At 45.7% G+C, this 13,779-nt stretch carries 19 protein-coding genes; 5 read left to right on the forward strand and 14 right to left on the reverse strand.

Features of this window, described 5'->3' with window-relative positions:
- Positions 1–672 precede the first annotated feature (672 nt).
- Positions 673–1,455: a type I restriction endonuclease gene (locus tag KNQ05_RS06345; RefSeq protein ID WP_251132431.1), complete on the reverse strand. Its 783-nt coding sequence runs from the start codon at positions 1,453–1,455 to the stop codon at positions 673–675.
- Positions 1,456–1,672: 217 nt separating this feature from the next.
- Here KNQ05_RS06345 and KNQ05_RS06350 point away from each other — a divergent pair, with 217 nt between their 5' ends.
- Positions 1,673–2,182 carry a hypothetical protein gene (locus tag KNQ05_RS06350; protein ID WP_214804787.1) on the forward strand — a complete coding sequence of 170 codons (510 nt, stop codon included), beginning with the start codon at positions 1,673–1,675 and terminating at the stop codon, positions 2,180–2,182.
- Positions 2,183–2,238: 56 nt separating this feature from the next.
- On the opposite strand, the gene KNQ05_RS06355 is transcribed toward KNQ05_RS06350, so the two are convergent.
- Together KNQ05_RS06355 and KNQ05_RS06360 are read right to left on the reverse strand one after the other, a co-directional pair.
- Positions 2,239–2,475 carry a hypothetical protein gene (locus tag KNQ05_RS06355; RefSeq protein ID WP_214804789.1) on the reverse strand — a complete coding sequence of 79 codons (237 nt, stop codon included), beginning with the start codon at positions 2,473–2,475 and terminating at the stop codon, positions 2,239–2,241.
- A 206-nt stretch (positions 2,476–2,681) separates the two neighbouring features.
- On the reverse strand, positions 2,682–3,011 hold the full coding sequence (locus KNQ05_RS06360; RefSeq protein WP_012370213.1) for a winged helix-turn-helix transcriptional regulator: 330 nt from the start codon (positions 3,009–3,011) through the stop codon (positions 2,682–2,684).
- 329 nt (positions 3,012–3,340) lie between these two features.
- Between KNQ05_RS06360 and KNQ05_RS06365 the strand changes: the two genes are divergently transcribed.
- The 3 genes from KNQ05_RS06365 to KNQ05_RS06375 are packed head-to-tail and all read left to right on the forward strand — an operon-like array spanning position 3,341 to position 5,798.
- Positions 3,341–4,543: an MFS transporter gene (locus KNQ05_RS06365; RefSeq protein ID WP_214804791.1), complete on the forward strand. Its 1,203-nt coding sequence runs from the start codon at positions 3,341–3,343 to the stop codon at positions 4,541–4,543.
- Between the two features lie 12 nt (positions 4,544–4,555).
- Entirely contained in the window at positions 4,556–5,506 is a 951-nt protein-coding gene (locus KNQ05_RS06370; protein ID WP_214804793.1) for a TIGR03571 family LLM class oxidoreductase, read from the forward strand.
- A 13-nt stretch (positions 5,507–5,519) separates the two neighbouring features.
- Positions 5,520–5,798: a winged helix-turn-helix transcriptional regulator gene (locus tag KNQ05_RS06375; RefSeq protein WP_214804795.1), complete on the forward strand. Its 279-nt coding sequence runs from the start codon at positions 5,520–5,522 to the stop codon at positions 5,796–5,798.
- Positions 5,799–5,812: 14 nt separating this feature from the next.
- Here the strand turns inward: KNQ05_RS06375 and KNQ05_RS06380 are convergent, their stop codons facing one another.
- Positions 5,813–6,556 (reverse strand): class I SAM-dependent methyltransferase, encoded by a 744-nt coding sequence (locus KNQ05_RS06380; protein WP_214804797.1) that lies wholly within the window; start codon positions 6,554–6,556, stop codon positions 5,813–5,815.
- Between the two features lie 145 nt (positions 6,557–6,701).
- Here KNQ05_RS06380 and KNQ05_RS06385 point away from each other — a divergent pair, with 145 nt between their 5' ends.
- On the forward strand, positions 6,702–7,607 hold the full coding sequence (locus KNQ05_RS06385; RefSeq protein WP_214769467.1) for a TerC family protein: 906 nt from the start codon (positions 6,702–6,704) through the stop codon (positions 7,605–7,607).
- A gap of 83 nt (positions 7,608–7,690) precedes the next feature.
- On the opposite strand, the gene KNQ05_RS06390 is transcribed toward KNQ05_RS06385, so the two are convergent.
- The 10 genes from KNQ05_RS06390 to KNQ05_RS06435 form a co-directional block, all read right to left on the reverse strand.
- Positions 7,691–8,545, reverse strand: a complete 855-nt coding sequence (locus KNQ05_RS06390) for a hypothetical protein (RefSeq protein ID WP_214801373.1) — start codon at positions 8,543–8,545, stop codon at positions 7,691–7,693.
- Between the two features lie 105 nt (positions 8,546–8,650).
- Positions 8,651–8,881, reverse strand: coding sequence for a hypothetical protein (locus KNQ05_RS06395; RefSeq protein ID WP_251132430.1), 231 nt, complete (start codon positions 8,879–8,881; stop codon positions 8,651–8,653).
- A gap of 32 nt (positions 8,882–8,913) precedes the next feature.
- Positions 8,914–9,678, reverse strand: coding sequence for an ankyrin repeat domain-containing protein (locus KNQ05_RS06400; protein ID WP_214804799.1), 765 nt, complete (start codon positions 9,676–9,678; stop codon positions 8,914–8,916).
- A 41-nt stretch (positions 9,679–9,719) separates the two neighbouring features.
- A complete protein-coding gene (locus KNQ05_RS06405; RefSeq protein WP_214804801.1) occupies positions 9,720–10,376 on the reverse strand; it encodes a UbiA prenyltransferase family protein in 657 nt (218 codons plus the stop codon).
- Positions 10,377–10,393: 17 nt separating this feature from the next.
- Positions 10,394–11,008, reverse strand: a complete 615-nt coding sequence (locus KNQ05_RS06410; RefSeq protein WP_214804803.1) for a hypothetical protein — start codon at positions 11,006–11,008, stop codon at positions 10,394–10,396.
- 66 nt (positions 11,009–11,074) lie between these two features.
- On the reverse strand, positions 11,075–11,332 hold the full coding sequence (locus KNQ05_RS06415) for a hypothetical protein (protein ID WP_214769483.1): 258 nt from the start codon (positions 11,330–11,332) through the stop codon (positions 11,075–11,077).
- A gap of 50 nt (positions 11,333–11,382) precedes the next feature.
- Complete coding sequence (locus KNQ05_RS06420; protein ID WP_214804805.1) at positions 11,383–11,817, reverse strand: hypothetical protein; 435 nt, start codon at positions 11,815–11,817, stop codon at positions 11,383–11,385.
- Positions 11,818–11,872: 55 nt separating this feature from the next.
- On the reverse strand, positions 11,873–12,091 hold the full coding sequence (locus KNQ05_RS06425) for a hypothetical protein (RefSeq protein WP_214804807.1): 219 nt from the start codon (positions 12,089–12,091) through the stop codon (positions 11,873–11,875).
- Between the two features lie 147 nt (positions 12,092–12,238).
- Positions 12,239–12,790: a DUF2691 family protein gene (locus KNQ05_RS06430; RefSeq protein ID WP_214804809.1), complete on the reverse strand. Its 552-nt coding sequence runs from the start codon at positions 12,788–12,790 to the stop codon at positions 12,239–12,241.
- A gap of 488 nt (positions 12,791–13,278) precedes the next feature.
- Positions 13,279–13,758 (reverse strand): hypothetical protein, encoded by a 480-nt coding sequence (locus KNQ05_RS06435; RefSeq protein WP_214804811.1) that lies wholly within the window; start codon positions 13,756–13,758, stop codon positions 13,279–13,281.
- Positions 13,759–13,779: the final 21 nt, after the last annotated feature.

The following is a 13,779-nucleotide window of genomic DNA, read 5'->3' on the forward strand; positions in this document are numbered from 1 at the left end:
TAATTGAAAGCGTAAACAAATTAAAATAAAATTACTGAAATGAAATAAAAAAACCTACCTCGCTAAAGGTAGGCATGTTGTAGAACAATTAAAAATCTGGTGTTCATGAATGTTTAGCCGCTCATTTCATTCTTTTCTCAAATCGCCTCTTAGCGCCAATCTTGTACGCCGCTACGCTACGATGCAGGGCTGGTTTTGGTTACCCTTTCCCTTAAAAGCGATTCATGTCGGAAATCACGTCAATGCCCTCGCTATCAAAAGTAAGAATTGGAACTGACATTCCAACCACTGAAGCAGCGGGCTTCCTAGCCATAAATTCTGTGAAGACAGACATCTAAATAAGGAAATTAAGTTGAAGCAATGATTTCGTTGACGATATCTGATAAGCGCTCTTTATATTGTTCGATTTCATATACTTCATTAATTTTATGTCGCACATTCGGTTCATCACGGAAAGTTATATATTTATTTGTTAATGAATTAAGGTGCAAACGACAGACCCATTTCCGATTACTATCATCAATCAGAATGTTAAAGTAGCTCGCGTTATCCCGATAAAAAATTCGATTTTTATCGACTGTCGATCCAAGTAACACCTTTACGGTCGCATAACCCTCAATTTCTTCTTGTGTGGTTTCAATCGAAGGCTGTGATGGAATATCTATAGCCGGTTCATCGATGGTATTTTCTGCTTCTAACTCTGATGAGGAAGGAACAGAGAGAGACCGTCGATGATTCCGAGTCTCCTGAAATTACATGTTTGATTCGTTCATTCATATTCTCATTCATGAACTGCGTAAACGCTTTTGAAACGATAGGTCTAAACTTATCAACCACAGTTTGCGTTTTAATCCCTTGATAGCAGTCTTGAATCAGTAATCTAATAAACTCGTCGCTCGGTAACTGTGATTGTGTTTTTAACTGTTCTTTAATCGCACTTAAATATTTTAGTTCCTCTGCTGTAGAGAGAATCGTGTTGACGTTAAATTCTTGTTTTTTAAATTTGTACAGCTCTTTGATTTCATTATCCTTAATGGTAGACAGTGTAATTTCAAAGAATGGAACAGTATCCATTACGTTGGGTGTTTCTAAATCCGTGTAGAATCGATAAGTGTCGCCATTCGTTAAAATAGCAAACTTAGCTTGTGTCGTTCCATAGTACCTAAACAGTTGCGAATCATGTTTCGTGAGAGGTTCTCGAATTGATTTAGCTTCAATAAGAATAGTCGGCTGTCCCTGATCCATGATTGCATAATCAACCTTTTCACCCTTTTTTATTCCGACGTCAGCAATATACTCCGGAGTGAACTCTGCCGGATTAAATACGTCATAACCCAACGTTTGAAAAAACGGCATAATTAAAGCGGTTTTAGTAGCTTCTTCGGTAGAAATCGAATGTTGAATTTGTTGAATCCTTTGAGAGACCAAACGAATATCTGAAGAAAATTTTTCCAATGTAAAAACCTCCTCATTTCATAGTTCAGTAAAGATGTATTTAAAGCGAACTAATGTTAATTCACATTATTTATATAGGAATTTCCATTTACCATCAAGTAAAAACAGAAATTAACGATATTTAATCAAAAATTATCCGATTCGCTTTATTCAACTTAGTTTGACGTGTAAAAAAGATAATTACATAACTCGATTCACGTAAAGGAGTACTAAAGACATGAAAAAATTCAGAGGCAAACGGCGCTACTTCCGAAATCTTCAAAAAGAACAACAACTCAGCGCCCATCCGCTCGATTTCAGTCCTGACAGCTGGTTCGATTTTTGGCACGTCCACCTCGATTTTGACGGACACGGAAACGGTCACCTTAAGATGCGAACAGCACATGTCCAGGCCTTGTTTCATCTGATGGATGAGTTAAACGCCGCCCTTCAAACGTGGGGACAACCGTACCAGCTCTGGATCGAACTGTCCCAGCTGGATGCAGGATCGGACGCGGTTTTCATCCATACAAATAATCCGAACGACGATAATTTTCCGTTTACCGATCCAACGTTAACGGATTTGACCGAAAGATTGCCGGACTATTTGCAAACCATCGAGGGTTTGGAGCAATACCAAATCCGGTTGTCCGAACGAATCACGTATGATCCGTTCGACGACGAACCGGAAGAAATCACGGATCACATTCTCGTCATCGAACGACGAGGGAGTCGTTACCCTCTTTAACCACGTACATACGGATGGTCCTATGAAAGAAACCGTCCGTTGATTGCAACTGACCTTTATATTCTTTTGAACATCATTTTCGAACCGGCAAGGAACACGATCAGAAGTACGCCGCCGAATATGAGATTGATCAGACAAGGTAATGTTCCTGTGAACACTTCTTTAGCCGCACCGTTGAACCAGTAAGCTAGAGCCGCAAACAACACCACGCTCATCAGCAGGATAAACGAAAAGCCACTGTCCTGCTTTTGTGTTTTCTTGGCAATCCCGCAACCGATGAGAAAAACAACCACTGCTCCAGTTGCAAAATAAATGTAAAACCATGCATCGACAGACAGCGTAAACGGACCACCTCCTATTAAGAAATGAATTTCCTTAATAAGGAATTTGCCGTTTTAATCTCTAATCCTTTCGCACGGTCAAACACTTCAATCGTACTAACAAAAACGACCGCCTGAAATCAGGACGGTCGTTTTGCTGTGCAGTATGATGGTCCGCTTTAAGAAGAAACGACTTCCTCACCCGTCAAATCGATATGTCCTTCGCCCCACGCACACATGGCGTCGAGAATCGGACGCAATGACCAACCGTAGTCGGACAAGGAATAGATGACTTTCGGTGGGACTTGTTCGTAGACGGTCCGGATGATGACACCGTCCTGTTCAAGCTCGCGCAATTGTTGCGTCAACATTTTTTGCGTGATGTTCGGCATCAGCTTCTTCAACTCACTCGTCCGTCGTTCCCCTTTGATGAGATGACACATGATGACGACTTTCCATTTGCCTCCGATGACTTGCAGCGTCGCTTCGACCGGAATGTTATAGGCCATGCTGATTCTTCCTTTCGATTCTTGGAGTACAGCGGGACAGGTACTTTTTAGTGACTATCGTACTTAAAAGTGTGTACTTCTCAAGTGCATTTGATGGGTTTATGATAACAACTGTCAACAGAAAGTACAAGTTGCTTTCGTCCATTGATTTGATGAAAGTAGGTAAGGTACTTTTTAGTGCCTATGGTACTTGAAAGTGCGTACTTCCTTAATTCAACTTGTCATTCTATGATGGGATGCAGAAGCTTCTCCTTTTCATCAAGCAGACTGGGCCCGGTCTGCCGGCAACAAACTGTTTTTTATTCATTTCAACCTTAGGAGGAATTATCATGAATCAATTAAACCCCCGTTCCGAACAGGAACAGGTTCCTAAAAACGGTCGCCTCGCCCTGCTTGCCCTTGCAATCAGCGCTTTCGGCATCGGAACAACAGAATTCGTCCCGGTCGGATTGCTTGCTGCCATCGCCGGTGACTTAAATATCGGCATCACTCTTGCCGGGTTGATCATTTCCGGTTACGCGATTGGCGTCGCCGTCGGTGCCCCGATTCTGACTGCTTTAACGAACCGGATGAACCGGAAAACGTTACTGATGGCATTGATGGTCATCTTTATAGCCGGTAATCTCGTCTCTGCCGTCGCTCCCAGTTTTGAACTGTTGATCGTCGCCCGTTTTATCACCGCATTCTCGCACGGTGTCTTCTTCTCGATTGGTGCGACGATTGCCGTTCAGCTCGTACCGGCAGATAAAAAAGCCAGTGCCATCGCCTTGATGTTCACCGGACTGACGGTCGCAACGGTTACCGGCGTCCCGCTTGGTACGTTCATCGGTCAAGCGTTCGGTTGGCGCGCGACGTTCTTCGCAGTAGCCGCATTAGGTCTTGTCTCAATCATCGCCAGTTTCTTCTTAATTCCAAAAGACTTGAAACAATCTCCACCAGCGAAGTTTTCCGACATGTTTAAATTGTTGACGAACGGGCGCTTGATGCTCGGTTTCTTAATCACTGCGCTTGGTTACGGTGGAACGTTTGTCGCCTTCACCTACTTGACGCCGATCATGCAGGACGTCACGAAAATCAGTCCGAGCCTGATCAGCATCATCCTGCTCGTCTACGGCATTGCCGTCGCGATCGGCAACGCAGCAGGTGGAAAACTCGCCAACGGCAATCCGATTAAAGCATTGTTCTATATGTTCATTTTGCACGCCATCGTCATGATCGCCTTGTCATTCATGATTCCGTTTAAAGTCGCCGGTATCATCGGCATTATTCTAATGGGATTGCTCGCCTTCATGAATGTCCCGGGACTGCAACTCTATATCGTTCAGCTCGCTGAAAAATATGTCCCGGCTGCCGTCGATGTCGCGTCTGCGTTAAACATCTCCGCCTTTAACATCGGGATCGCCCTCGGTGCAACGATCGGCGGACTTGTCGCCGACACGATTGGACTCGTTCACACACCGTGGGTCGGTGGCATCATGGTCATTCTCGCCGTCATTTTGACTGCCGTCTCCCGTCGTCTCGAACACCAGTAAGGAGGAAATTTCATGCTTGACAATCATGCCAGTTACCGGCGGATGTACCGGGAAGGTGAGCTGACGCTCGGTCTCCACATTCCGCTGGAGAATTTTAAGATGCAGACACCGACCCTCGCGAAACAAATCGAGCTGGCACAAAAAGCCGATCAGTTTGGTTTTACAACCCTTTGGTTACGCGACGTGCTGTTGAAAGATCCTTATTTTCTTGATCCTGCCGTCGGTCAAATTTATGACATGTTGATTTATGGTACTCACCTACTCAGTCAGACGAAACAGATTGCCCTCGGAACATCTGCTTTGGTCCTGCCGCTCCGTCACCCGTTACGGGCTGCCAAAGAACTCGCGACGATTGACGCACTGTTCCCGGAACGGCTGATACTCGGTGTTTCGTCCGGCGACCGGCAAGCGGATTTTCATGGTCTCGGAATTGATCATCCGAGTCGGGGTGTCCAGTTTAAAGAAGCGTTACGCGTGATGGAGCAAGCATTGTATACGGACTACCCGACGATTCAGTCTGAGTACGGCGACGTCACCGGTGCGACACTCGTGCCGCGACCACAGAAGCGGATTCCGACGATGATTACCGAGTTTGCCCAACAAAACATGGACTGGCTTGCAACCAACGGGGACGGCTGGATGTATTATCCGCAAGGACCTTTGGAACAGGCAAAAGCGATTGAGGATTGGCGCCAGACGAGTCAAGACGCCGGAATGACCCGGTTCCGCCCGTTTTCGATGCCAATGCATCTCGATCTATCTGCTGATCCGGATGAAGAACCGACACCGATCCGACTTGGATTCCGAATCGGACGCAATCGTTTGATTGAACTGCTCCATCTCTACCGTGACCTAGGTGTCAACCACCTTTTCTTCGCCCTGTTCGACAGTGAACGACCGGCGGAAGAGGTCATTGATGAACTCGGAACCTATGTTTTGCCGCACTTCCCGCCGTTACGTTGAGGAGGTGTATCACATGACATCTGATATACGCGCACTTGACCATACGGTCCGGATCCTCGGGACCAAGTTCGAGATGCAGATTATTCGGGTGCTGTTGCAAGCTCCCTGTTCCTTCGAACAACTGACAGCAGTCGGATCAGCACATTCCACACCTGAGTTGACCGTTTGTCTCGCGCAACTCGAACAACGCGGAGTCATCGAACGACCGGCATCCATCTATCGTCTGACACCAATCGGCGAGAGTTTGCAGCCCATCTTTCACGCCATCGAAAAACAAACCCAGCATCCGTAAATGGACGCTGGGTTTTATGTCGTCGCGACAAGCGTGAACTCCCACGGGAGGTTTTCACCGTCCCAGCCCCGGTGTTCGTCCAGTTGTGCGAGGGTGAAGCCGCTTCGGATGACCGTGTTTACGATCTCACTCATCGTATAGTGCCGCAGCATCACCTTCGGAAACTCCGTTTGCTCAGCGGGATCAAAATGTGATTGATAGGCGATTTTGTCTTCGTACACATCCTGATCGAAATAACGCGGGATGTACGTGTCTTCATCAATACAATGTTTGATTGGGTGATAGTCGCTTAAAATCAGCTTTCCGCCCGGCTTGAGCAAGGCAAACAAAATCGCCGTGAATGCCTCCAGGTCATGAAAATAATGTAATGTCCCGCCTTCAAGATACAGGACATCAAACTGATGCCGGTACGTCTTCAAATTAATTTCATAGATATCTCCAACGATATACTCGAGGTGCGTCCCGGCACAGGCGGCAAGCTCAAGCGCATAACGGCGGTTTTCTTCCGAGATGTCGAAGACCGTGACGTCAGCACCGAGTAACGCCAGCGGAACCGCTTTGCGCCCGTTCGATCCGCAGAGATTGGCAATTTTTTTGCCGGTAACCTCTTTAAACAAGTGCTGATGTTTCTTCAGACTCGCTTTCGGGTCGTTCCTGATTGCTTTCGCCTTGTCCGCCGGCGTCCCATCGCGTTGATTCCAAAATTCATAGGCGCGGTATTCCCAGGCGGTTTTGTTGATGGCACTTGTTTTTTCCATACCAATCTCCCCTTTTGATTTTAAGACGAAAAAGTGTCTGATTGATTTTATAAACAAAAGCAGCACACTTCCTTCTTTACTTTAAGTTCATTTGAACCTATAATTTAAATATGAACAGAACACCACTTAAAAGGAGGAAGCGCTGTTGACACTATTGATTGTATTTTTAGCGATCGTCTTCATCATGCTCGCATTGGACCTTGGCGTATTTCACAGGAAAGCCCATGAGGTTTCGCTCCGCGAAGCCTGGACGTGGACGTTCGTCTGGATCGGACTCGCCGTTGCCTTTGGCGGTTGGTTATTTTATGCGCAAGGAAGCGACGCTGCCATTGAGTACACGAGCGTCTATTTCATCGAAAAGGCACTTGCGATTGATAACGTCTTCGTCTTCTCACTCGTCTTTGCGTACTTTGCGATTCCGTTGAAGTATCAGCACAAAGTCTTGTTCTGGGGCATTCTCGGTGCCATCCTCTTCCGCGTCATCTTCATCGTCGCTGGGGTGTCGCTCCTTGAGAACTTCGCCTGGGTCTACTACATCTTCGGTGCGTTCCTCGTCTACACCGGTTACATGATGTTCAAGAACATCGGGCAGGAAACGTCGCTTGAAGAGAACAAGACGGTCCGTTGGCTTGAAAAACGTTTGCCAATCACGCAAGACATCTCGTCCGGTAAGTTTACGCAGCGAATCAACGGCAAATTGTTCTTCACACCGCTGTTGATCGCGTTGATCTTCATCGAAATCTCGGATATCGTCTTCGCCGTCGACTCGGTCGCAGCAAGCTTTGCCTATTCGCGTGACCCGTTCATCATCTTCTATGCGAACATCATGGCAATCCTCGGTCTCCGCAGTCTCTACTTCGTCCTCGCGAACCTGATCGACCGCTTCTATTACCTGAAGCACGGTCTCAGCTTCATGCTCGTCTTCATCGGAGCGAAGATGATTCTCGGTGATGTCTACAAAATGCCACTCTGGATGTCGCTTGGTACGATCGTCCTCGTCATCCTGATCAGCGTCTTCTACAGCTTCTATAAAACAAAGCCAGGAAAATAATTGATGACAGGAAAGGGAGAATGATTCTTCCTTTCCTGTTTGTTTACGTAAAAACAGCATCCCGGCAGGATGCTGTTTTATATTTACTTCTTCATATACCGTTCAATGATTTTCGTGTACAATGCGTCTAATCGGGCGTTTTCCTCGACGACGATCGTGTCTTTCGCATACGTAAAGAGTTCGTTCGCTTCTTCGAATTTACCGGCGTAAATCAACAGGAACATCTTGCCACGCGTGTCCCCTAACCGTTCTGACGATTCTTCCCGCGCGTTTAACATCCGTTCACTGTTAAGGTCGATAATATCCGCTTTTGCATCCTTGCTGTAATGGTTTTCCGTTAAATAGTTGTCCAAGCGCGTGAGATAGTCACGGTAGCTGATCAGCGTCAACGCTTCGCTGATTGAACCGTACCGGCTTTCAAACGAGAGGATTTGTTGTTGCTCATAGTTTGTGATGACTTTGTACAGGGCCTGGCCCTGTTTTAACAACGCTTTTGATTTCGCCTTCAAGCGCGCCGTTTCTTTCTTCAAGGCCGCGACACGTCGATCCGTTATCTTTTTCTCCTTCGCCGTGTTCACTTCAGGAATGAATTTTTTTAGTGCTTTGACTTCTTTGACCGCAGCTGCATGGTCTTTTTTATACGACTCGACTTTTTTATTATAACGTTCAACTTGTGCACGGTAGACAGGATCAGTCACATAGTCCGGCACCTTGATGCCACCAAATCGATCCATGTGAAAGAGGGTGCTATCGTATGAAGCAACAGCTTTCAGTTGTTTCGCACGATATTTTTTATAATCCGTCTTTTTTTTCACGACTTGGGTCGTCTTTGTTTTTGTCGCTGCATCCGCGACTCCCCCCTGAAAGGAAGCCCCTGTCAATACAAGCGCTGTCACGACACCGCTTGCTAACACATTCCGAAATGTTATTTTTTTCATACGAACCCATCCTTTTAAATAAAATTAAGTCAATATAAGGAAAAATCTCCCATCTTTTATTTTATCACTTGACATTTGAATCGACCTACAACTTTTTAACCGTTCTCACTTTAATTTTTCTTCCGGGATGAGGAGAAAAATCCCGACAATGATCAAGATGCTAAATAAGACATAATCCATTACCGGAAGGCCGCCTCCCCAAGCAAGACTACCGTCATTCGTAGCGATATATGCTCCTGCTTCCGCAATCGTATCTGTCATCTTGTCGAGTTGAATAATCAGCATGCCAAACAAGATCGTTTGTACAAGAATGATGAGACCAATCCATTTTTTCATCTTATTTCCTCCTATGTATGGTTTGTAACAGCTTAATGATTTCCGGATACCGGTGTTTCAATGCAAAGCCGAGCGCTGTTCGCCCTTTTGCATCCTGACTGATGATCCCACTCTGCACCGTGTGCCAGCAACACTTTCGTGATGTCCGTCAGACCATACTGACTGGCAAGCATCAGGGCTGTATTGTTAGCGTCTAACGTATTTTCGATTTCGATGTCTGCTCCTGCCGCCAGTAACGCTTCCACCGCTTTGACATGCCCTTCTCCCGCTGCGAGGTGCAATGGTGTGAATCCGTTCATTTCGATGCGATTGACATCAGCTCCCGCCGCTGCCAACATGACAATCTTCTTTGTTTTTCCTTCCTGCGCCGCATAATGCAGAGGTGTATATCCTGCTCCGTCGTCCGTCTGCCAGTCAACACGTGCCTGATCTTCAAGTAAACGACGCAAGACTCGTTTGTTGCCAGAGCGCGCGGCGATGAAGTGCACCGCCGTGAATCCGTGTCCGTCAAAATCAAGAGCGGCACCACGGTCAATCAGTTGCATCGCGATAGCGGACCGGTTTTCATACAACGCAAGGTGCAACGGCATTAACCCGTGCCGGCTCCGTCGGTTGATGTCTGCCCGGTGGTCAAGTAACAGCGTGACGATGTCGTCATTCCCTTCCTCGATTGCCCAGTGCAATGCCGAATTTCCTTCTTCATCCAGTGCATCCAGATCGTCCCCGCGATCGATGCACTTTTTTACCTTTTTGATGTTTCCGTAAAAAGCATGGTCCTGCAGTGATTTTTTAGGCAAGCTGATTTCCCCTTTTTAGATATTGTAAAAATTGAATGCAATCACCAATCTTCTTCTGAATACTCTTGCAACGGACTGGTTTCAATCGTCGGTGCACCTTCATTTGCTTTCTTTGAAGGGTACAAGTAATGCTTTACAACTAGTAAAAGAAGAACAATTGACGACAGAATGCAGCTAGTCGCATAAACCGGTTGCAGGACATTTTCCAGTCCGAAGACTGACAGAACTTGTAACAGTGTCAGGATAAAAAGCGTCAGGTGGAAATACTTGCGCACAATTTTCGGAATACCGGTTTTCCCATAAATCCCCCACCAGACATATAAACTTAAGCTGAATGCCACGACGTTCGGAATCGTATAGGGACTGACGAACAGTAAAATACCCATTAAAAGCATCAACCAGGCATAACGAATCGCCTGCTTAAGAAAGGTTGAATCGATTCCTTCGTCACCGTTGACGATTGCTGCTTCCTCTTCCGCTGTCAACGACCGAAAGCCAAGTGCTTTCTTTTCTTCCGCCAAGTGCCGCATTCTTTTTTGCATGCCGATGTACAGCGGATACCGTTCTTTCGTCATTTCGCCGTCATTCGATTGACCGCTTTCGTTCTCCTGGATAAAACCCTGATGCAGCGTCCGACCAATTCGGTAACAGACCCAGTGGTCAACCTGCCGACCGTTTTCCCGTTTCAAATAAATCATTTGTTTCGCCTCGTCCTTCATAGAGTAACTTTCTTCGTCTCTTCTTCTTTTAGCGTTTGAATCACATGCAACAGTAAGAGAAAACCGGAGATGAGGCACACCGTACCGCTGATCGAAAGATTAATCGGGTTTAAGTAGTTTTTTGACGTGCCGCCCAAGGGAATCAGCATGATGGCTCCGTACCAGCGATAGAAACGGGCACGGCTCGATTTCCCTTCATCCATCGGCCAAACCCACGGGAGATAAAATAACGGAATATAACCTGGGACGGGCAACACTCCCGTCAGTGATGACAGTCCACAAAGCATCGTGAACAGTGCGACAAATACTTTCCGTTTTTTACTGCGACGTTCAATCCATTTGTCCATCGTTTTTGACGAAGGGAAATCTGACTTGAAGTAGCCATCCGCTTTCTTTAGGCGAATCCATTCTTTCTTTTGCCGATATGCTGCTATTACGTGCCGACATTTGACTACCACGGTCGCTGCTTCAACATTGACCTGGACTAGTTCGTCACCTCCCTCTTGCTTCTCCTTACTGGCAATCCCTTCCCGGTAAAACAACGTTCGTCCTTCCTGGTGATAGACGATGTGGTGCACTTGATCGTCGATTTGTTTTAATAATTGAATCATCGTGCTCTCCCTTTACTCCGCTTTATATACTACTTCCAAGATGAGTCAATTCCTCATCTCGATCGTTTACCAGACAGAATTGACATAGTACAGTACGAACAGTCCTCCTGCGATACATATATAACCATACTGTCTGACGGTCAACGAACAAAAAATGATCGTTCCGATTGAGAGTAGGATGCCAAGAACGAATGAATCGATGTTGTCGACGTAACTCCCATGTCCCTCTAACGGCGTCTGCTTCGCATGCTTCGACCGGATGAAGTACGTTCCTACTATCAATAAGAAGAGACCGACAACAAGACCGATGAATGGTAAAATCACAAGCGCTCCCTCCAAGATATGTAACGAAGCCGCTGTGGATCAGCGGCTTTTTAGTTTTTACTCTGTTTCGTGATCAAAATATGGGTTCTTTCAGGAATCTCAATGTCTTCCAACTGATTAAGTTCTAAAGACAGTGTCATGCTTTTCTCTTTTGGATATGACTCTTCCCCAATCCAACATGTATACAGTTCAAACGATTCACCCTCGTCTAAGAAGTCGTTCATGAGCGTAAACAGATAGCGCAGCTTTTCCTTTGACTCCTTTGAAACCCTGGAATCAAAAGGTTCGACGATCTCGATTCCCCAATCACTTGAAATCTCATATACATACCATTTATGAAAATGTCTCGTTTTTACTTCATACAGACAGTCTTTATCCGCAAAACTGGGTCCTATATATAAGGGAAGTGTTTCATCTTCTTCATCCAAATTGAGATACTGATCAGGAATTTGTCTCTCCATACAGATATATGATGCTAAGCTCATTGTGCTTCCTCCTTATGTTTGATGTTGCCATCGTTACTTGAAAGACGTCTCTACCTCATCTATTTTTCCAAAATGCGCAATTTTTCCATTCATACAAAAAGTGATCGAGCATGCCAAATACATGGTAAACCGTATCGATGATCGTCTGTTCAATCATCTGTCTCATTCGTTTTTGATCCGCTTCGCTCGACTGCTGGTAAAACGCGATGCAGGCCGTATAGTCAATGACGTTTGGATTGACTTCTTCTTCATAGATGTCCTTATAGTCTGCCATACCCTCTCTAACAACCGTTCGATAAACCACTCGAACGAATTCTTACATCTCTTGATTCATGATTTTTCTCTCCTCTAGCAATGCTCAGCGCTTTACATATCTAACCTTAAACGCTTAGCGTTTACATCTGTTAGTCAGGACTACTTCTTATTCTGACCAGACCGACAAACGGGTGCGAGGATCATTGTCATCGGTCACCCACTCGATTCCGGTATATCCACGTCTCACAGCGTTCTCATAAAACGCTTCGGATACGCGCTGCTCCTTACAATAGATCTCGACGTACGTGCAATCATAAATCAAAATCGCGATTTGGCAAGTGCTTTCTTGAAACCATTCATAGGTCATTCCCACTTCTTCAGTCTGACCACTTTGAAATGCAAACAATTCAGCGAAGATCAGGTAATTACTAGGTCCCCTTAGCCATTTCGCTAATTCATGTCCTGTCGCTTTCTGATTGGTTGAAAACTCTTCTAAACTGTCATACCATTCCCCGTCCATGGTTTGAATCGGAAAATCAAAATTGCGAAGAAACCAATCATACGCTTTCATCTCAATCGCACTTAATATGTCGATCAAGACACGCCCCGGTTCATTCGGGATTTCAAACGATACACCACGCAGACTCATTGAATCCCCTCTTTCTACCTTGTCATAAGAAGGCTGCAGTAAGAAAACACTGAAGTTCCTGTTCTTCACTCGAACTCCCCCACGTACAAACAGCGTAACCTCGTGCGGTGAATGTCCTAACTATCTCGGTGACTGGTAAACTTCCGCTTTCTGTTAAGCCGATGTCATGTACCTGCGCAAGTAGCTCCTGACAATATGATGGTCGATCATGATTCGTACAAATAATGGTATACATAGATGGAGAATCACTAATCATCTCAATGGCTATCGAGACCAAATTCAGCGATACCGACGTAAATTCTTTTAGACTGGAACTCATTTCCGACAAGTATTACTACATAAAAGCGATAGGTGCCCAGCGCATGCTTTTGCGTTAGCTCGTCATGGAACATCTCACTACTGATTTGTTTGAATTGGACGATGTCTTCTGGAAACAAAAGCATTTCACCGACCAGACATAAACAACGAATCGATGAACTCGCATCCGCAAGCCATGGAAAGATGCGTGTCGCATCGCTATGCCCTTCGACATACGTTTTCGTGAAGAATCTCCTTTTTTAATCCCACTGACACGTCACGCTTTGATTGACCTCAAGACGAAGACAAACAAGTTCATTTGTTTTGAGACCAGACAGTCGGAGCGAGCGTTGCGCTTCATGGGTATAGGACAACTCGAATCTGACTTTATCCACCTTCTTCAGTAAAAAGTATGCCCAGTGCTGATTGTATTCACTCTCGGACAGGACTTCCCATAACGCATCCTCACAATGATTCGCCTCGTAGACATACAATTTCATGACCGTATTCTCTGCTATCACGGGTAACGCCGCGAATACGGGAGGGTTCGGAATTCGCGGTTTCTGAATGACCAAGGTATAGCCATCTTTCAGAAGACGATCCAATTGTTCTCGGCTATCCGGAATCTCTTCTTCGATGACGCAAGACGGTAGTTCCGCGATTCGGATCGGTAGCCCCACTTCATATTCAAATGGATCTTCGAGTGCTAACAATTCTTCGTGAGAATAGGTTACTTTCATACTGTCATTTTCCCCTACCTT

It is taken from the genome of Exiguobacterium sp. s125, from assembly GCF_018618605.1.
Lineage (GTDB): Bacteria > Bacillota > Bacilli > Exiguobacteriales > Exiguobacteriaceae > Exiguobacterium_A > Exiguobacterium_A oxidotolerans.